Source organism: Enterobacter sp. 01-M-02-SI-ECC, assembly GCF_047530595.1.
GTDB lineage: Bacteria > Pseudomonadota > Gammaproteobacteria > Enterobacterales > Enterobacteriaceae > Enterobacter > Enterobacter cloacae_M.
In genome coordinates, this window is record NZ_JBLKCZ010000022.1 from 26,380 (window position 1) to 43,721 (window position 17,342).

The 17,342-nt window shown below is 50.6% G+C and carries 19 protein-coding genes; all 19 read right to left on the reverse strand.

Annotation, left to right across the window (positions count from 1 at the left end):
- Positions 1–1,674, reverse strand: a complete 1,674-nt coding sequence (locus ACMWLG_RS20775) for a PilN family type IVB pilus formation outer membrane protein (protein ID WP_046497099.1) — start codon at positions 1,672–1,674, stop codon at positions 1–3.
- Between the two features lie 19 nt (positions 1,675–1,693).
- Positions 1,694–2,137 carry a type IV pilus biogenesis protein PilM gene (gene pilM, locus ACMWLG_RS20780; RefSeq protein ID WP_046497095.1) on the reverse strand — a complete coding sequence of 148 codons (444 nt, stop codon included), beginning with the start codon at positions 2,135–2,137 and terminating at the stop codon, positions 1,694–1,696.
- 1 nt (position 2,138) lies between these two features.
- Positions 2,139–3,488: a TcpQ domain-containing protein gene (locus ACMWLG_RS20785; RefSeq protein WP_046497092.1), complete on the reverse strand. Its 1,350-nt coding sequence runs from the start codon at positions 3,486–3,488 to the stop codon at positions 2,139–2,141.
- A 266-nt stretch (positions 3,489–3,754) separates the two neighbouring features.
- A complete protein-coding gene (locus ACMWLG_RS20790; RefSeq protein WP_000155614.1) occupies positions 3,755–4,003 on the reverse strand; it encodes a DUF2442 domain-containing protein in 249 nt (82 codons plus the stop codon).
- A complete protein-coding gene (locus tag ACMWLG_RS20795) occupies positions 3,987–4,229 on the reverse strand; it encodes a DUF4160 domain-containing protein (RefSeq protein ID WP_046497089.1) in 243 nt (80 codons plus the stop codon). Before ACMWLG_RS20795 ends, ACMWLG_RS20790 begins: the two co-directional genes overlap by 17 nt.
- Before the next feature lie 78 nt (positions 4,230–4,307).
- Entirely contained in the window at positions 4,308–4,850 is a 543-nt protein-coding gene (locus ACMWLG_RS20800) for a single-stranded DNA-binding protein (RefSeq protein ID WP_058799354.1), read from the reverse strand.
- Positions 4,851–4,867: 17 nt separating this feature from the next.
- Entirely contained in the window at positions 4,868–5,071 is a 204-nt protein-coding gene (locus ACMWLG_RS20805; RefSeq protein WP_032676552.1) for a hypothetical protein, read from the reverse strand.
- Positions 5,072–5,143: 72 nt separating this feature from the next.
- Positions 5,144–5,635 carry an STY4534 family ICE replication protein gene (locus tag ACMWLG_RS20810; protein ID WP_085105439.1) on the reverse strand — a complete coding sequence of 164 codons (492 nt, stop codon included), beginning with the start codon at positions 5,633–5,635 and terminating at the stop codon, positions 5,144–5,146.
- A 628-nt stretch (positions 5,636–6,263) separates the two neighbouring features.
- The gene (locus tag ACMWLG_RS20815; RefSeq protein ID WP_231533104.1) at positions 6,264–8,273 is read right to left on the reverse strand and encodes a DNA topoisomerase III; all 2,010 of its coding nucleotides are present in this window, start codon (positions 8,271–8,273) and stop codon (positions 6,264–6,266) included.
- A 13-nt stretch (positions 8,274–8,286) separates the two neighbouring features.
- Positions 8,287–9,009, reverse strand: coding sequence for a PFL_4669 family integrating conjugative element protein (locus tag ACMWLG_RS20820; protein WP_231533103.1), 723 nt, complete (start codon positions 9,007–9,009; stop codon positions 8,287–8,289).
- 462 nt (positions 9,010–9,471) lie between these two features.
- Positions 9,472–10,704, reverse strand: coding sequence for an STY4528 family pathogenicity island replication protein (locus tag ACMWLG_RS20825; RefSeq protein WP_231533102.1), 1,233 nt, complete (start codon positions 10,702–10,704; stop codon positions 9,472–9,474).
- 78 nt (positions 10,705–10,782) lie between these two features.
- Complete coding sequence (locus tag ACMWLG_RS20830; RefSeq protein WP_058799658.1) at positions 10,783–11,013, reverse strand: hypothetical protein; 231 nt, start codon at positions 11,011–11,013, stop codon at positions 10,783–10,785.
- Positions 11,013–11,609: a DUF2857 domain-containing protein gene (locus tag ACMWLG_RS20835; RefSeq protein ID WP_038161978.1), complete on the reverse strand. Its 597-nt coding sequence runs from the start codon at positions 11,607–11,609 to the stop codon at positions 11,013–11,015. Before ACMWLG_RS20835 ends, ACMWLG_RS20830 begins: the two co-directional genes overlap by 1 nt.
- A gap of 84 nt (positions 11,610–11,693) precedes the next feature.
- Entirely contained in the window at positions 11,694–12,437 is a 744-nt protein-coding gene (locus ACMWLG_RS20840) for a DUF2786 domain-containing protein (protein ID WP_105604458.1), read from the reverse strand.
- Positions 12,430–12,684 (reverse strand): TraR/DksA C4-type zinc finger protein, encoded by a 255-nt coding sequence (locus ACMWLG_RS20845; RefSeq protein WP_058799662.1) that lies wholly within the window; start codon positions 12,682–12,684, stop codon positions 12,430–12,432. Before ACMWLG_RS20845 ends, ACMWLG_RS20840 begins: the two co-directional genes overlap by 8 nt.
- Positions 12,677–14,395, reverse strand: coding sequence for a ParB family protein (locus tag ACMWLG_RS20850; RefSeq protein WP_231533101.1), 1,719 nt, complete (start codon positions 14,393–14,395; stop codon positions 12,677–12,679). The genes ACMWLG_RS20845 and ACMWLG_RS20850 overlap by 8 nt, the downstream gene beginning before the upstream one ends.
- Positions 14,392–15,759, reverse strand: a complete 1,368-nt coding sequence (dnaB-PI, locus tag ACMWLG_RS20855) for an SPI-7-type island replicative DNA helicase (RefSeq protein WP_231533100.1) — start codon at positions 15,757–15,759, stop codon at positions 14,392–14,394. The genes ACMWLG_RS20850 and dnaB-PI overlap by 4 nt, the downstream gene beginning before the upstream one ends.
- The gene (locus ACMWLG_RS20860) at positions 15,756–16,670 is read right to left on the reverse strand and encodes a ParA family protein (protein WP_152043817.1); all 915 of its coding nucleotides are present in this window, start codon (positions 16,668–16,670) and stop codon (positions 15,756–15,758) included. Before ACMWLG_RS20860 ends, dnaB-PI begins: the two co-directional genes overlap by 4 nt.
- Before the next feature lie 266 nt (positions 16,671–16,936).
- On the reverse strand, positions 16,937–17,329 hold the full coding sequence (locus ACMWLG_RS20865; protein WP_045403989.1) for a hypothetical protein: 393 nt from the start codon (positions 17,327–17,329) through the stop codon (positions 16,937–16,939).
- Positions 17,330–17,342: the final 13 nt, after the last annotated feature.

A 17,342-nucleotide genomic window follows, 5' to 3' on the forward strand; every position in this document is an offset into this window, starting at 1 on the left:
TTACCTCAGCAGAACAGGGGTGATCATAATCACGAGCGTGTTACGACCGCGCGTACCGTTCTGGCCACCGCCCAGGATAAAGTTGTCGGGTGTGAATGTTCCCTGCTTGTTTGCAGAAAGGTTCTGTTGCTCAGATCCGGTTAATACCAGTGTCTGGCCTGAGCGCAGGTTAACTTTACGTGCCAGCCCCTGTGTCGAGGTATTCGGTATATCGTTACGGGTATTCCCGTCCCTACTGATAAATTTCTCTATCTGCGGTGGACTGGTATAGCTAAAAGCGAACTGCAGTTGCACGTCACCGTTTTCCTGGATGAACGGCAGCATGGTCATGAACAAACCGGTGGTGATTGTGGTTACGGTCTGTGAGGAAGTAACCCCGACGTTAGCTGTTGCAGTTGAACTGGAACTTGTCAGAACGCCCTGTTGGTTTGAGAGCTGATAAGCTACCGGCGTCAGATTTGCTGTTGGGTCGGTCTGGTTCAGCGCCATGCTGACGTTGCCCTGCTCGGAAAGCGCTTTAATCAGCAGGCTGGAGCCGGAAAATTTGGCGGCATTGCCTGTTGCCGTGTCGAGAATCGAAATGCCGGCACTGCCTGCTGAAGTCGAAGCATTGGCCATTGAACCGGTCAGAGTGGCGCCAAAATTGTGCAGGGATTTGTATACGAGCCCCCAGTCAAGACCCAGTTGCTCATTACGCGTCTGGTTGACGCTGACAATCTGTATGTTGAGCTGGACCTGCCTGCTTAGAACCTTATTCTGATACTCAATGTAACGACCAATACGATCCAGAACGTCCGGTGTGTCAGTAACACTCAACGTGCCAGTAGCTGCTGAAAGCCAGAAACGACCAGATTTTGGCGTCAGCATCTGCTCGATGGTTTTACGAATGTCGTCGTACAGGTCGCTGTTCATGCCATAATCGGTCTTCTGATTAGAGCTAATGTCTCCGCTCGTCCCCCCCGATGTGCCGCCACCGCTGCCCAGCTGATTGCCAGAGCCGGAGTTAATTGATGCGCTACTGTTTACTTTCGTATTCAGGATAACGAGCTGAAAAGTGCGGGTATCCTGTCGATAAAAATAAACTCCGTTTCCGTCACTGCGCCATGACAGCCCGTACCCGCTGGCTTCGACATCGAGCAGATCACGAACATCTCCCTGGAATTTAAGGCCACGCATGAGCGCCGGTGATGGCTGAACGGAGACGGGCTGAGCTGACGTAGCCCCCATCTGTGCCAGGGGAACCCGACCATTGTCATCCGGCGCCGGCAGTTGACCACTCATCTGAGAAGTTACCACGCTGCCGGTACTCACGTTGCTCAGCGCAGCAAATGCATCTGGTGTGATGGAGACTCGTATACCACATAGCGCAGTGATGCGCTGTCCCAGCTCAGGCAGTGAAATGCCGTCAGGACGATTAATCGTTATCTGACAGGGAGGCAGATTCTTTTCGTCCGGAGTGGAGACCACCGGCGTGACTGGCTGCAGGTTTACCCAGGGCTTATCCATCCAGACAACAGTTGGTTGTGATATGGACTGACGACTCTGCAACACTCGCTGAGCCGTATCGGCCTGCCCAACGGCTTCCTTGTCTATTTTGCTGATTTCATTCAGCGAACATGATGACAGCACAAACGCAGCGGTAAGTACTGTCAGGCAGAAAGGTATACGCGGCATCCGCAGCTCCCTGATTCTGTTAGTTAAGATAAACAATGCTGCCTTCCGTCACACCGGACGGCAGAGACAGGTTCATATCAGTGCCATCCGCCATCCGCAGATGACCGCCGCTTACGGTCAGGGCAAGCGCAGAAGTCACTGAGCGGGCGCGCAACGCGGCATAAACACCGTCTGTTTCAGGTACCCAGATCCACAGGCGACCGTTCTGAATAATGCTTTTGATGCGACTGTCTGGTAACGGCAGCATTCCAGTCAGTGCGGTTGATACGGGGCCATCTGTTATGGACCGCCCGTGACGCCAATTATTTACGACATCAGCAGTCCGAAGCATGTCTGCTGCAAGCTGTTCAGGCTGAGTCTGCTGCAGCGCAAGCCGTACATGCTCTGATGAGTGGTGCTGTGCATCACCGGCTATCAAGATGATGACAAGACAAAGCGCGAAAACTGGCAGCGCATATCCCATATCATTTCCCGTCCTGAATCGGCTTATCGTCCACGAATACCAGGCACTGAAGACGATTTGGTGCTGCATAGAGGGGTTTTTCTGCAGGGCGATATAACCTAAACAGCTGCACGATAATCGACTCGAAATTACCGCGCAGCGTAAATGGTACATCGATGCGGTAGTTCACAGGCGTTGGCCAGATAACTACCCAGGTAGGACTACTGCCACTCTCACAGCGAACCGATGTAGCCCATTGGATCAGAGTCTCTTTTAACGTAGTGCCTGCCTGCGCGGTCCAGGCCTGTCCGTCTGGTAACGAGGAAAGCAATGCTCCCGGAGTGAAAACAGTTTTTCCGCTGACCGGAGCAGTAGGAGAGATGACAGTGGACGGTGGATTACTGTTCTGAACCGTTCCACCTGGTTTCACTGCACCAGATGGAGTTAAAGGCACACCAAGTGCAGCTTTATTCAGAGGTGTTGACGCAACTGACAATGCTGACGGCGCAGGCGCAGGAGCCAACTCTGTTGATGGTTTTACCTTGCCAGATGTTAACTTAGCTGCGGGACCTGCCTGTGTTTTCTGCACCGGAACCGTAGATTTTTCCCCAGGCTCGCTGGCAGAGAACGGGTTACGAGGTGTTTTTGCTGTCGTTGCAACAGATAAAGGGGAAACAGCTTGAGAGGTAACTTTTGGTGTCCCTGGTGACAAAATGGAACTTTCTGGCCGAGCCGGAGGCAACGGATAGCTATTATTTCCAGTACCAGAAAGTCCCTTAGAACTGTTAAGTAGTGTGCCTGTAGAAGCAGATTTCCCTGTTCCATGACTTGCTACACTCGCCTGCAAGGGACCTGTTGTTGAGAGGGCAAGATGTCGATATTCATCACGCAGAACAAAACAAATTTCTCGATTCAGGTCATCTACGCGCATACGCCAGGCAGGCCCGGCGAGGATTTGTAAAGCATCTCCAAGCTTCACAGGTCCTATTGAACGCTGCACAGCCGGTAATGGTTTAACGAACAATTCAGAGAATACACCCGGTTCGCCTGAACACAGTGAATAACCTGATTCAAGCATCACGTATCGCATACCTTCCCCAATGGTATTCACCATCTGCAAAGGCATCCTGATATCGATAATCTGATTCAGTGGGTCACGCTGAGCATCTACAGGTCGCGTACTCGCAAGTATGTAACGATCGTATCGAACAACTTCAGGGGAACGGTTTTGATAAAGATCCTGAACACGGGGAGAGCCCTGAAGCCTGCTCATGGGTTCAGAGCGAGAACTAAAGTCTGTGCAGCCAGCGGCAAGCAGACAAAGCGTGATGGCCCCAAGCCGATAACGTGTCTGCAGGTTTATTTTTACCATCAGGAATCCCCAGGAGTTGTCCGAAACAAGTCGGATATTCTGGCGGGGATGCCTTTTCGGACAATGCAAAACTATTACTGCGAACTGAAGAAAATTTCCTCGGTGGGGCAACCGCGAAAGACCAGGATATCCAGTTTCAAGGGTTATCACCGTATTCGGGCGCAGGGAAAGGAGCTACACGAGACCGATTTATCCAGCCAGTTGGCAATACCTTAAAAAGAAAAGCGCCGGAAAATCCGGCGCCTTAGTCTGCGACTTTATGATTATCAGGCTACGCGATGTGGAACATGGGTCACGTCACCACGGCCAGCGAGCAAGCCATCGACTGAGATATCCTCATCGAGATTATCCCAGTGAATACCACGTTTACTCAGTTCATAGTCATTACGTTCTTTGTCTGTGGCATTCAGCAGACGAGGAAACCAGGCGATTGGTACGCCCATCACCCTGCCATCGTTTAATTCGACCCACATGGTGGTCTCATCAAATCGTACATTTTTAGCTGAAATAGTCATTCCAGGCCTCCACAAACATCGTCTGGTTATGTTGAACCATCTTAGTCAACTCTTTAAGAGTCCGGGCATCGAAGCCATCGTTCCTGCTCAGTTTAACTTCATTTTCAAGCCAGAATTTCGCTTCACCATCAGCGTTACGGACATGAATATGAGCGGGTTCTAGAGGATTTCCCTCGTTCGAGTAAAAGAAAAATTTGAATCCGTTAATTCTCAGTATAACTGGCATTAAAAAAGTACCCCGCTCCTGCCATGATTATCTTGAATAAAAAAGCGCCAGTCAAACTGGCGCCTCTGTAAAATCCAATCAGGAAATGGCGTAGATCGCTTTTCGGCAGATCCCATAACCATGCCCCAGAAACGGTATGTCATCATCAAAATCCATCGGAGGTTCATTAGCAGGATTGTGTGGCGCAGCTGACTGCTGAGGCTGCTGAGGCTGCCCCCAACCACCTTGAACTTGCCCAGGCTGCTGAGCATTACCGGTACCAGCAGGGGTATTACGACTACCCAGCATCTGCATCGTACCGTTCACACCAACCACAACTTCTGTTGTCCAGCGTTCAACCCCGCCATTATCAGTCCATTTGCGAGTCCGCAGATGGCCTTCAATGTATACCTGTGAACCTTTTTTCAGATATTCACCGGCTATTTCGGCGAGTTTGCCAAACAACACGACGCGATGCCACTCAGTGTTTTCCTTCATTTCACCGCTTTGTTTATCACGCCATGACTCCGACGTTGCAATACTGAGCCCTGTAACAGCTGTGCTATTGGGCATATAACGTACTTCGGGGTCCTGACCGAGATGGCCAACGAGAATAACTTTGTTAATTCCGCGACTTGCCATGATGTAATCTCCTGTACCTAATCATATTCACGCTGCGTCCATTCCCCTTTTTCAAGAGCAATATCGGCCTGCAGACTGGTTTTGTAGTATTCGACTGACTCACGGGACACGGGTCCCATTTCGTTCGCGGTTCCGATATAAAAACCGCGCTGACTGGACAGAACCTGGATCTGTAATTGATACCCAGCTTCTGAAGCCAGTAAACCGAATGGATTTCCCATGCGAGAGCTCCGTTACGTTATCGAGAGAGGTAAATCTCCCGAAAGAGATTTACCGGATGTAAGAAAAAAGAATTAAAACGAGTTCGGATCGTAGTCTTTAGGAGCCGTAGAACCTTGTTCCGGGGTTTGAGATGCATTTGGCGCTGTGTAAACGACTTCCTGGCCTTTCTTAATGAACTCAACCTTAATCAGGCGAGCCTTCAGAGAAGGTCTGGATTCACCGGAATGTTCACCCGACTGAAGGGTAAACACGTCAGCTTTCAGGCCGCTCAGCACAAACCCCAGCAATACTTTTTCCTCTTCATCCACGGCCTTCTGGCAGCGGTTGATGAGTTTTGTAGCTTCTGGGCCCGCAACAGTGACATCGAAGCGAGTGTATGACGCATTGTCGGTAGGACCAGTCAGGGCATTAATGACAGCGCAGGTAAATTCACCGTTTTGGCCCTGTACACGACGAATCGAGCTCAGGTAGCCGATACCGCTTACGTTAAGATTGAAATACTCTTTTTTCTGGCTGGCAGAGGAAGAGGTGGTGGAAGAAGATGCAGTTGTAGTAGCAGTCATGATGTTATCTCCGGAGTGAAAACTAAACTGGTAGCGGAGAAACATCTATCCCTTGCGGGATAACGTTTCCCGCAGGGAAGTCAGCAAATTTTTGCCGACTGGCTGTATTTGTGAAATGGACCTCAACTCGCCAGGAGTACCTGTTCTCAGAGGTTAAACAGGTTTACCACCCGAAGGCGCCACTCTCAGGTTTTATGTGGCATTGGCATGTGATTACCCGAAGGCGCCCTTCTCAAATCACCAGGGCATTGGCAGTTGTCGATGACAACGATTAGCCTCTTTATCATTTATTCAGACGCAGCAGATGTCAACGCCGGTGTGCGTAAAAAATCATCAATGCCAAAAAATAAAAAAAGCGGCACCTTTCGGCACCGCCTGTGAGGTCTGCACCATTAGACCTGATGTTGACCTGCTTACGCAGTTGCTCCGGGGGTGTGTTCAGGACCCGGCACGGTTTCACGGAGTTTTGTGCCTTTTTGACTCACGTTCAGGTGTGGACGCGGCCAACAAGACTGTATCCTGCAAGCACTGCATTTGATGCTCACAGGACCCGCAGTCACGGGGTGCGGCTTCAGAGCCGTCGCAACAATAGCAAAGGCATCCTGTCCCCGCAATGAGAGACAAGGAATTAATTATTCTTTGGTTTTACAGCCTTAGAGCTACGCGCGCTTTTACGTTTCTGGGTGTCGTTGTTGATGATTCCTTTGCAATCAGGATAACGAGTACACCCCCAAAACTCTCCTTTCTGTCCTTTTTTTAGGCGAGTTTTCCCCCCACATAAAGGGCACGATGGTGTGGGTGGTATTCTAATGCTTACCCGCTGCTGCCCCCCCAAGCTGACAAGGTTACGGGTCCATCCGACCTGTCGCTGCAAAAAATCATTCAGGGTAAGGCGTCCTTCTGCTACTTCATCCAGAGCCTGTTCCCAAAGTGCAGTCATTCCCGGGTCGGTTAACTGCGAGGGCAGAGCATCAATGACATCAGCACCAAGATCAGTCGCGCGAAGCTGCTTACCTTTGCGCACAATAAATCTGCGGTTCAGCAGTTGCTCAACGATACCTGCACGGGTGGCTTCCGTGCCTAGTCCGGCGTTGTCCTTCAGTACCTTACGAAGAGCAATATCGGTAACAAACGCTGACGCGTTCATCATAGCGCCGATGAGTGTTGCGAAAGTATAGTGAGCCGGCGGACGAGTCATTTGCTGCACGACCTCTGCACCGTTTACTCCGCAACGGTCACCCTTCCTGAGAGGAGGAAGTTCAATACTGAGATCATCATCCCCTGCACTATCCTCTTCCTCCTTACTGAAAAGGACCTTCCAGCCCATTACAATCTCCGTCCTTCCTGTTGTGCGGAACAGTTGCCCGCCAATGTCAAACTGCAGACGAGTAATATCAGATTCGTGCAGGGGAAGAAATTGTGCCAGATAATTTCGGCGGATAAGGGTGTATACCCTTCGCTCTGCCTCACTTAACGCAGAAAACTTAAACGCGTTTCGGGTAGGGATAATGCCATGGTGAGCTGTGATTTTTTTGTCGTTCCATATACGCGAAACAAACGAAGTATTTAGACCTGAAAGAAGAGAACTACACTCTGGATCAGACAGGCCAATAGCGGAAAGAACCGAGGGGATTTCCTCACGCATAGACTCAGGAAGGTATCCACAATCAGTTCGTGGATAAGTGGTTGCCTTGTGTTTCTCATAGAGGCTCTGTGCAGTGTCAAGCACCTGCTGGGGTGACATATCCCAGAGCAGGCCACAGGCCTGTTGTAAAGTGCCGAGCGAAAAAGCCAGCGGTGCTGCCGCTTTTTCACGCTTCGTCTCACATTCTGTTACGGTCGCTGCTCCAGCCTGCCGGCAAAGATGCGCTACCTGCTGCGCTATATTTTGGTGTACACAGCGTTTTTCTTCGTCGGTATAAACCTTTGCAGGTACCCATTGCGCCGGAAAAGTTCTCCCTCCCGCACTCAGAAGCGCCTTAACCTGCCAGAAAGGTTTTGGGACGAATGTCGCTATCTCCCGATCACGCCGGACAACCAGTGCCAGGGTGGGAGTCTGCACCCGCCCGACAGAAATCACACCGTCGAATCCTGACTGTACTGCAAGCAGTGTATACAGACGGGACAGATTCATTCCAATGAGCCAGTCGGCACGAGCGCGACCAAGTCCAGCATGATACATTCCAAGAGTTTCGGCACCCGGTCGCAGATCCTGGAGAGCTGCACGGATGCTCATTTCATCAAGGGCAGAAAGCCAAAGCCGCTGTACAGGACCGTCCCAGCGGCAGTATTCCAGCAATTCACGGGCAATTACTTCTCCTTCCCGGTCCGCATCAGTGGAGATAACCACATCATCGACCTGGCGCAGCAGCCGCTCAATAACCTTGAACTGAGACTGCGTCTCCTTTTTTACCACCACCTGCCATGGGGAAGGCAGGATCGGCAGAGCAGAGAGCGACCATGGTTTGCCATACTGTTGACCGTATGCTTCAGGCGGTGCGGTCTCCAGCAAATGCCCTACTGCCCAGGTAACAGTGACGCCAGGACCAGTTAGAAAACCGTCGCCACGTCGGGTGGCACCCAAAACATTCGCAAGATCTCGCCCCTGTGAGGGCTTTTCGCAGATAAACAACCGCATGGTGGTTCCCCGGTCAGGCAGCCCGATATCGCATACGAAGCAGGTTTACGCTCGATTCATTAACCGGCGGTGAGAAAGCTGAGCGCTTTTCACCAAGAAGAACAGACAAATCTGGCTCTCCCGCCACCTCGCATGCTTGTTTCCATGTTTCGTTGTTTTCCACAGCATCAAACCGGGAAGCATCAATACGGCGATAAGATAAAACAGAGCCATAGACCTGACGAATTAATCTGCCACCTTCGCTAAGATGATGATCACGGCGAGAACGTGTAATTAATCCATAATGCGATGCCTGTAGTGCCTTTTTCGCAAACTGATCGAATCCTACTAACAGAAACACACACCTGTAACCCAGAGGGGTTCGTGTAAATACCTGGATATCGAGTGGCTCAACAGATGCAACTTCTGTCAATGTAATACCAGGCGGCAACATTGACATCTCAGCATCAAGTTGCTGTATCAAAGCAGTCATAGAATCTGATGCAACCTTGATCTTTTCTTCCAGGTTAAACATAGCAACATCAGCCCATGGATTATTTCGCAGGGAATCCTGGTTAATCAGAGTCGCACGGTGGAAAAACTGAGGCATACCGATAATTCCATGCCTTGCAGGCTTTTCACCGTCCTGTTTTTCAGGCTGACGCCCTTGCCATAGCCCGATTGCGTAATTCGTATGCAGTGCGATCGTCATTTCAGACTGCAGCGCACCAGTTCTTTTCTCATTTTTTTCTGCCATCGTTGTCACCTGTGCTCAGTTAAGATGAGCAGGCATAGTCCTGAAACACCGGTATCTCCAACAACGCGAAACTCATAATTCCAAGAACGAAATTGTAAGTTGGTTAAAATTTGTACTTGCTGCACCCCACAGCAAGCTCGTTTTTTAACCAGCAGCAATACTTTCCCGCAAGACCCCAACCACAACACATCGAAACCTGATTCTTTTTTGTACTTGTTGCGCCCCGCAACAAGGTCATTATTTAACCAGTAGTAAAACCATCCCGCGAAACATTAACCACTACACATCAGAATTGATTATTTTTTGTACTTGTTGCGCCCCGCAACAAGCTCACTTTTTAATCAACTGTGAAACCATCCCGCGAAACATTAACCACTACACATCAGAATTGATTATTTTTTGTACTTGTTGCGCCCCGCAACAAGCTCACTTTTTAATCAGAAAAGATATTTGATGCCATAATCATTTCTGGACCTGTTGCCGAATAGCCGCAATCATCGCCCTTACCTGCCCCTGAGACGGGCGTTTCGCAGATTGAACAGGGATGTTGGCTGTGGGTACAGTACGTGATTCAACCGGGCGGGAAATTGTTCCACCAGAACTCGCAGACGCCGTATCCTCTGAAATTTTCAGCTCACCACTTCGCGCCCTGCGGAGCATAGAGAACATCCAGCCCACCGGATTGTTGAGCCTTCCAAGGGCCTGTTGCTCACGCAGCATATCAGCAAGGGCCTTTGCCATTGTCTCCGGAAGCGAAGCCATCTGCGTACTCAGCATCTGCCTGTCTTCACTGTTCAGAGCGTTCAGAAAATCATCTGGCAGGAATTGCTCACCACACGGTACGTACGTTTTTTTATTCACACTGTGTGTGAAAGAACGTACGTTACAGTCCGAATTTCGGACTCCGGTGTAAGTCCTTGATTTTTTACTGAGTCCATTTTCCGGACTCTGTGAATTATCAGGTTTAAGGGAACTGAGTCCGTTTTCCGGACTCAGTGAATTCGGGCTGTTTTTTATGCGTTTTTTACTGAGTCCTGATTTCGGACTCGGTTGCACAGCCTGTCGCTGACGAGCCATTTGTTCTGGTGTGGCAGGTGCACTTAGCCGGCTCTCAATAATGGCCAGGCGGCTGTGACGGTGGCGCATTCCCGGATCATGAAGGATATCATTGACTACAGCCAGCGCCGTCATACGGACGGCTTTATTCCTGCTCAGGCAACTCTCTTCAACAAGGGTCAGCCAGCCTGGATCAAAAGTCTCAGCATCACGGTACCCCAGCGGCTCATCATGCTGTGCATAGATATTGCCCCGCACACGACCATGGTCGTCGCGAACACGCTTACACAGGCTGAGCCAGCCTGTAAGACGCAGCATCAGCAGAACGCGGCTGACCGTATCTCTGGAGGCCTTCTCTGAATGTGCCGACGCCAGCTGAACCTGGAGCTCATCATAAGTCGGGAAAACAGCACCTTCATTCTGCTGTGCATACAACCGGATCATCACCCAGGCGGTTTTATCCAGTGGCGAAAGGCGGGTATCCAGAAACAGCTGCCGGGGAAACGCATCATGTACATTTCCCATAAAAAGAAGCCCGCTGCGCTCCTGACCGACATCACCAGTGTCTGTACGCCGTTCGAGACTACGCTGCATCCTGGACAGTGTATGAGCAACTATGCTGTCTGCCGGAATGGTCATTTTCTGCTCTCCTCTTCAACCTGAGACAGCACAATGCCGGGACGAACCCGGCACTGTACGGTCAGCAGCGGCATTCCGTTACCGCCGTATTTCACGGTTATAGGTCTCATGATCCATCAGCCACCAGTGTTTACCTCCATCCTTACTGAGGATGCGCCAGAACGGCCCAACATCTATCTTGAGATAGCCGTTCATCGTCAACCGACGGAACACCTTCTCACCGCAGCATACTGCGCTGAACAGCCGTTGCGCCCTGCGACGAACCGAGGGGGAAACGTGCTGACGTGAAGAAAAGTCGGTCATCTGCATCATGCTTCCTTGCGCTGTTGTGATTCACTCTTGCGGGTTGGCGTTGTCTCCCGGCACCACTGGCAGACCCTGCTCCAGACTGCGGTCAGTGACAGGCCATGCTGCTCAGCGGCAAGCATCATCGCTTCCAGGGCCTGATGAGAGTCCGGGGATGATAGCCCGGCAGCCTTCCACTCGATCCATAGTGCCGAATCCTGTGGCTCCGTCAGAGACTGTGTGCGGCCCTGGCGAGACTCTATCCCCATCAGACGACGCCGTGCACTAACCTCTGATGGAGACAGGCCGAAGTATTTATCAATCAGTTCCATTGAACCGCCAAGCTCAAGCGCCCGGTCTATCATCAGCATTCGTTTCTGCTCATTACGTGCCTGGTTGAGCATCAGCCAAAAATTTTCGTGATTCAGGCTAACATCAAGCACAGAAACGTGTGACTGGCTCAAGTAGTGCAGCTCATCAAGGCTTAGCTGACTCAGTGCGCGTATCTCCTCGAGAGACATTCCCAGCGACTCACAGCGGCGGATATTGCCGTTTTTGACATCCATCAGCAGTGATGAAAGGATGGCCGTGGTGGCCTGTGAAAGATTGTGCTGGCTCATAGGCCCCCTCCTGATATCATCTGATCGGCAACAAGCAGAACATCAAAAAGCCAGCCCGACAGGCAGGCACTCCATAAAAAAATGTCACTCATGTGTACAGCCTCCCGCCGTAATCTGCTGTTGAGCCTGCGCACCAGTCAGGCCTTGATGAACTTCGGTATCCCGCCCTGCGAGCCAGCCCGCTACGCGTGCTGCTCTGTCGCCACGGCATTTACCAGCTGCCCTGACGCTTACAGCACCAAGGGGGTCGCCGGTGTGACGCTGGGCAAGCCAGCGCTGAAGCATGGAATTCTCACATTCTGAAGGCGCAAATGACTGCAGTACCTGCCAGACGCCAGATACCCACCCTTCACGAAACTGATCGGCTCGGCGACGGAGCGTGTTCTTAAGAATCCGGCGCTTCCGGTATCCGGCAATCTGACCGTCAGTGTCTGCACGAAGTTGCCGCTGTAAAACGGTATAGATATAGAGCGCAACTTCAGCTCTCCCGCTGAAACCATAAAAGTGCAGAGATCGGCGGACGCTTTTTACACCACTGCAACTTGTGTGGACATGCCAGCCAAACCAGCAGCGGCAGCCCGTAGCCATGCAAACCACCGTTGCAAGAGAACTTAGCCAGGCTGGCACTTTTTCAGCATTACTGGTCAGGTTCTGGCAAACGGACTCCTGGATATCATGAAGAGAAAGCATGTCAGGGGTCAGGCCATGACGCTGCATCAGCCGTTGAGCCAGCGCCACTGCACGGGCCGCCTCGTGTGGATTACTGTTCCGGGTACCCAGCGCCATCAGTCGCCGGATACGTGCAATCACTTTTGTGTTTTCAGACATGGTGTAGCCCCCTGCTGCCGGCAGCACGGTGAACATCCTGCTTCTCCTTCACATCCTGACAAGCAGCACACAACTCCACGCCCGGTACTGCCAGCTGGCGGGCTGCGGGAATGTCCGCGCCGCAGCATTCGCAAATCTCTTTTGACGGGCGTAATGAGTGCACTTTTGCCCTGATAGCATCGATACCGCGTTGGGTGAAAATAGCGGTACTGGCCTGAGCCATTTCATCATTCAGGTCTTCAGACATTTTCCCCTCCCTTCGCAGCCAGACGCTGCAGCTCACGCAGACGACGTATTACACGAATAAGACGCATTGTTTTTACAACAGTGACATCATCGAAAACGGCAGTATCTGCAGGTTCCTGAGAGCCAAAAAAATTCAGGCAGAACATGAACATATTGAACTGTTTGTTAGGCAGTGAACCTGATAGCCCTGCGAGGAAAAGAGTAAACTCACTGGAGTTCTCTGAAATGGAGAAACCAGCTGAACGATGGTCTTTATTCTCCCGAACACAGTCCGCACAGCCCATCGCTTCGGCAATTTCGAAAGTAAGCCGATAAGTCATATCCTGCAGGTGCTCGATGTCGTCCTGTAATGCAGGGATGTGCCAGATATCATTGACCGGCTCCAGCCCGGTTGCCGCGAAGGCCACTGAGCTAACTGAAGAGATGGAGGACTCATCCTGTTCGCCAAAAGCAGAAATGAGGGCGCTGGAATTAACATCTGACTTAAATTGCCATTCTCCGGCGCTATCAGGATTCTCTGTCTGACCGGTAACCACAGGATTTCCGCCAAACAGGTCATTCTGTACTTCACGACGCGTCTCACTTCCAACAGACATACCGCCGGGAAGTGCAGTATTGTCCTGAAGTTCTGGTACAGCTTCCGGACGCCCTGGCGTGGTCAGTGTACCGCTACGCAGACCAGTAACAGGGGGCTGGGATGATTTATCTGCAGGCAGGGTCGTAACTGGTGGTGTTGTGCGCTCCCGCCCACCTGACTGTTCAGACGCGGGTGTAGGTGCTGGCAGTGGAGGTGGCTCGCCAAACTGTTCCCGGCGTTTTTGCTCACGAGGATCAAGTTCAATTAACCAGCGGTCATAATTCAGGCTTGGATGGGGAAGAGCCTTAACCAGTTGACCGATAAACTCATCCCTGAAAATATCAAGGGCATAGCTTTCAGGTTCATCAAAACACCGGCAAACTGCACCAAACACATCATCAAGAGAACATTCTGGGTTTACGTCACCGCTGAAAGATTTCCAGACCTTCATAGCAGAAGAACGAAGGCTCAGGAGTGGTGTTGCCTGACCACGGCTCATACCACTTTCAAGCAACTGGGGCATATGTGGATACAGGTAATTAAGCGTATCTTCCATTCGGCTTACGCTGGAGTAATCAATAGGATAACCTTCCTTACCCAACAGATCCGAAAGCTCTCGCAAAGTCACACTTCGACCCAGTTGCTCTTCATAAATTACGCGCGCTTTATGAACACCAAATGCCTTTTCTATATAGGTAAGATCTCCCCTGACCTCATTCTCAGCCAGATGACCAACCAGACATTTTAGACGTCCAGGCCAGGGTTTAAAGATTGTATGAACGCGATAAAAACGTTCATCACCAGTCTCCTGCCAGAGTTCGCAGAGGATCTGATACCGGGTATTTCCTCCGTCACTAAAGATATAAACATCATCACCATCCGGATCGCGGGTTACTTTTGGAATCGAATCCAATCCTCGAGCACGGACGGAAGCTTTGATTTCCTCAAAACGAGGGTTGCGCCCTTTGCGCGGGTTATCCGGATTGGGGCGAAGCTGGTCAAGGGTAAGAACCATTGCCATTTCGTTTACTGGCTGCGTTACAGGGGGAGTATTATTATCAGCAGCAGCCTGAGCTGGTGATTTTCCTCGCTGCAACATGGCGTCGCCAAGGTTGAGACCACGGGCATTGCTCATGCAAACCTCCCGGTCTGACCAGGGTTAGCAGAGAAACGCGTATATCGGCCTTCGTATTGCAGTCGGATGGTACCAATTGGTCCCTGACGCTGTTTGCTGACAATAATTTCAGCAACCCCCTTGTCTTCAGTGTTTTCGTGATAGACCTCATCACGATAGATAAAGACAATTACGTCAGCATCCTGTTCCAGTGCACCGGAATCACGAAGATCGCCATTGTTAGGCCGTTTATCAGCACGACTCTCCAGTTGACGATTCAACTGCGAAAGGGCAACAACCGGACAGCTCATTTCTTTTGCCAGCGCTTTGAGTGACCGCGAGATTTCAGCAATTTCCTGTGTGCGGTTCTCTTGATCCGGACAACGCATCAGTTGCAGGTAATCAAGGCCAATGACAGAAGGGTGACCATAACGGCGGGCGTTACGACGGGCACGAATTCTGAGCATGGCGGGGGTCAGTGAGCCAGTGTCATCTATGATGAGGCGGTCTTTAAGGTCCCCCATCAATAGTGAAGACGCGTTTGAAACGCGCGCCCAGTCCTCATCATCCATCTGACCATTTTTTAAATGTGTGAGATCTACACTGCCAAGTGAAGCGACCATACGCATGAGGATCTGCTCGGTGGGCTGCTCAAGGCTGTAAAACTGCGCATGCGTATCGGCTTTTTTTAGAAGTGAATTAAGAATCAGGCTGATCAGAAAAGCAGTTTTCCCCATTGAAGGCCTTGCTGCTATAAGTATCAGATCAGCAGCCTGCAGCCCGCTGGTCATGGCATCAAAATCTTCAAATCCCGTAGGCGTACCAGTAATACCATCAGGCACATTGCAACGACGTTCCAGCTCTGTCAGGAGTTTTTCCATGCCGTCAAGCAGCGTCACAGCCTGCTGTGGTTCTGAACGTTCTGCCAGCCGCGTAATTTTTTGCTCTGCGGTTTCCATCACCGCCCCGATATCAGCACCGGATGCCTTAACAGTCTCGGTTATCTCAGTACCAATTGCGACCAACTGTCGCCCCTGGCTGTACCTGGCAACAATGTCACAGTAAGCGACGATATTGGCCGCACTCGGAGTATTTTTTGAAAGTTCAGCCAGATAGGCGAATCCGCCAAGTTGCTCAAGCGCATCCTTACCGCGGCTTTCAATGCTCTCAGCAAGTGTGATCAGGTCAATCGGACGCCCTGCTGCAACCAGGCGCGCCATTTCATGAAAGATGACCTGATGAACCTTAAAATAGAAATCATCGGTATTGAGACGGAGCGCCACTTCATCCCAGCAGTCGTTATCAAGCATCAGGCCACCAATGACGCTCTGCTCAGCATCCTGAGAAAACAGCCCTGATACATTTCTGCGGTTGTTAGAGGTCATTCCTCGCCCCCCGCATTAGCTAACGCATCAAAATTCGCTTTCCACTCAGGGAAAAGTTCACATGCCAACTGATACATTGACGTAAATGCTGAGTCGCTTTTACGCCGGGTATTTTTTTCAAGACGATGTACCGGTACGCCCTTAACATGCCCAAGGACATAGACAGTCAGGTCATAGATACATGTCTCCAGCAAGTCGATATGAATTTTGTCTGCATGGGCGCTGTAGCGTTTATCTTCAACAACCGCTTTGACTTCGGCGAGAGTCTCAACAGACAGATTGTCGTATTCCATACAGTTGATGAGCAATTTTGTGACCGGAAGCTGAATGCCAAACGCACAATAAGGCAGCAATTCTTCCATCAGCGCGACTGTACCGCGCATGAACTCCCTGACATCAGGAAGAATTGGTTTGGCAATACCCACCATGGTTCCGGTGGAAGCAAGGATGATTAACTCAGACATCACTGACCGCGAGCCTTGTGAATCGACAATAATCACGCCATATGAATTAAAAAGGGGATGTGAAAGAGCATTTCGGAGACGAACTCGTCCATCGGGCGCATTCAGCATTGCAGTAGGGAGAAAATTACGAGGATCGTTGGAAACGATAATGTCCAGATTATTGATTGACGTACGGGAGATCAGATTATCTGGATTGGAGAGATCAACTGTCTGCATCAACAGTTCGTACAAACCACCAGGGGCTTCGTATTCAAGCGGGAATATACTGCTGGCCGTTGGCTGAGCATGATCGCCATCAATCAGAAGTGTTTTGATGCCTGCATCGGCCAGAAATCCTGCAAGATTAGCTGACTGAGTAGACTTACCCTCGCCGCCCTTAGTGGAAACAACAGGTATAATACGAGGCTTAACGCCCAACGTTGGATAATCGATTGATTGTAAATGCATTTTAGCACCTGAAAATTAATCAGGATGCGATTCAACAAATACCGATCATTCTTCTATGGAATTTAACATTTTGTCACAGGGATTGAAAATCCCCGTGTCCTTGGTTCGATTCCGAGTCCGGGCACCACTATTTAAAGAACCCGCCCTCGTGGCGGGTTTTTGCTATATGGCTTCGGCCGATTTCTGGGCGCTGATAAGCGCGGCTTTAATGCAGGCACGCTTACGCTAATAGCCCGGTAAGTTAATACAGGCGGTGGCTCTTTTTATCACTTAATTTTGCCGGATAAATTGCTGACCTGATTTGAAAGGTTGTCGTTGCTCCGCTTCATGTCATCAAGGCTTCTTTGCAATCGCTCGATCTTACTCTCCTGCTCAGAATTCTTTCTCTCAAGCTGTAAAACCTTCTGAGTTAGCTCATCGACTTTGCGGTTGTCGGACTTCACCTTCCTCAGGCTATCCTGCATCTCCTGTAGATCCGACTCCCTGAAATCAGAAGGCTCGATTTCATCTGCATCAGAAATTACCGGTATATATCCTCCATTAGCGCTGCTGGGTTTGATACTAACCTGAACTTTATTTAGCCCCGCAGAGTGTGCGTAACCTATTGAAGAAAAATAAAAAAAAGAAACAACACACAGACCAGACAGATATTTATTCATTTCTAACGTCCTT

Bases quoted from the DNA above. Each gene is read 5' to 3' on its own strand.
- ACMWLG_RS20785 (WP_046497092.1), bottom strand. From the start codon at position 3,488: ATGGTAAAAATAAACCTGCAGACACGTTATCGGCTTGGGGCCATCACG.
- ACMWLG_RS20835 (WP_038161978.1), bottom strand. From the start codon at position 11,609: ATGAGCCAGCACAATCTTTCACAGGCCACCACGGCCATCCTTTCATCA.
- dnaB-PI (WP_231533100.1), bottom strand. From the start codon at position 15,759: ATGACCTCTAACAACCGCAGAAATGTATCAGGGCTGTTTTCTCAGGAT.
- ACMWLG_RS20775 (WP_046497099.1), bottom strand. From the start codon at position 1,674: ATGCCGCGTATACCTTTCTGCCTGACAGTACTTACCGCTGCGTTTGTG.
- ACMWLG_RS20800 (WP_058799354.1), bottom strand. From the start codon at position 4,850: ATGGCAAGTCGCGGAATTAACAAAGTTATTCTCGTTGGCCATCTCGGT.
- ACMWLG_RS20850 (WP_231533101.1), bottom strand. From the start codon at position 14,395: ATGAGCAATGCCCGTGGTCTCAACCTTGGCGACGCCATGTTGCAGCGA.
- ACMWLG_RS20840 (WP_105604458.1), bottom strand. From the start codon at position 12,437: ATGTCTGAAAACACAAAAGTGATTGCACGTATCCGGCGACTGATGGCG.
- ACMWLG_RS20860 (WP_152043817.1), bottom strand. From the start codon at position 16,670: ATGCATTTACAATCAATCGATTATCCAACGTTGGGCGTTAAGCCTCGT.
- ACMWLG_RS20830 (WP_058799658.1), bottom strand. From the start codon at position 11,013: ATGCAGATGACCGACTTTTCTTCACGTCAGCACGTTTCCCCCTCGGTT.
- ACMWLG_RS20825 (WP_231533102.1), bottom strand. From the start codon at position 10,704: ATGACCATTCCGGCAGACAGCATAGTTGCTCATACACTGTCCAGGATG.
- ACMWLG_RS20805 (WP_032676552.1), bottom strand. From the start codon at position 5,071: ATGGGAAATCCATTCGGTTTACTGGCTTCAGAAGCTGGGTATCAATTA.
- ACMWLG_RS20810 (WP_085105439.1), bottom strand. From the start codon at position 5,635: ATGACTGCTACTACAACTGCATCTTCTTCCACCACCTCTTCCTCTGCC.
- ACMWLG_RS20790 (WP_000155614.1), bottom strand. From the start codon at position 4,003: ATGACTATTTCAGCTAAAAATGTACGATTTGATGAGACCACCATGTGG.
- ACMWLG_RS20820 (WP_231533103.1), bottom strand. From the start codon at position 9,009: ATGGCAGAAAAAAATGAGAAAAGAACTGGTGCGCTGCAGTCTGAAATG.
- ACMWLG_RS20865 (WP_045403989.1), bottom strand. From the start codon at position 17,329: ATGAATAAATATCTGTCTGGTCTGTGTGTTGTTTCTTTTTTTTATTTT.
- ACMWLG_RS20815 (WP_231533104.1), bottom strand. From the start codon at position 8,273: ATGCGGTTGTTTATCTGCGAAAAGCCCTCACAGGGGCGAGATCTTGCG.
- ACMWLG_RS20845 (WP_058799662.1), bottom strand. From the start codon at position 12,684: ATGTCTGAAGACCTGAATGATGAAATGGCTCAGGCCAGTACCGCTATT.
- pilM (WP_046497095.1), bottom strand. From the start codon at position 2,137: ATGGGATATGCGCTGCCAGTTTTCGCGCTTTGTCTTGTCATCATCTTG.
- ACMWLG_RS20795 (WP_046497089.1), bottom strand. From the start codon at position 4,229: ATGCCAGTTATACTGAGAATTAACGGATTCAAATTTTTCTTTTACTCG.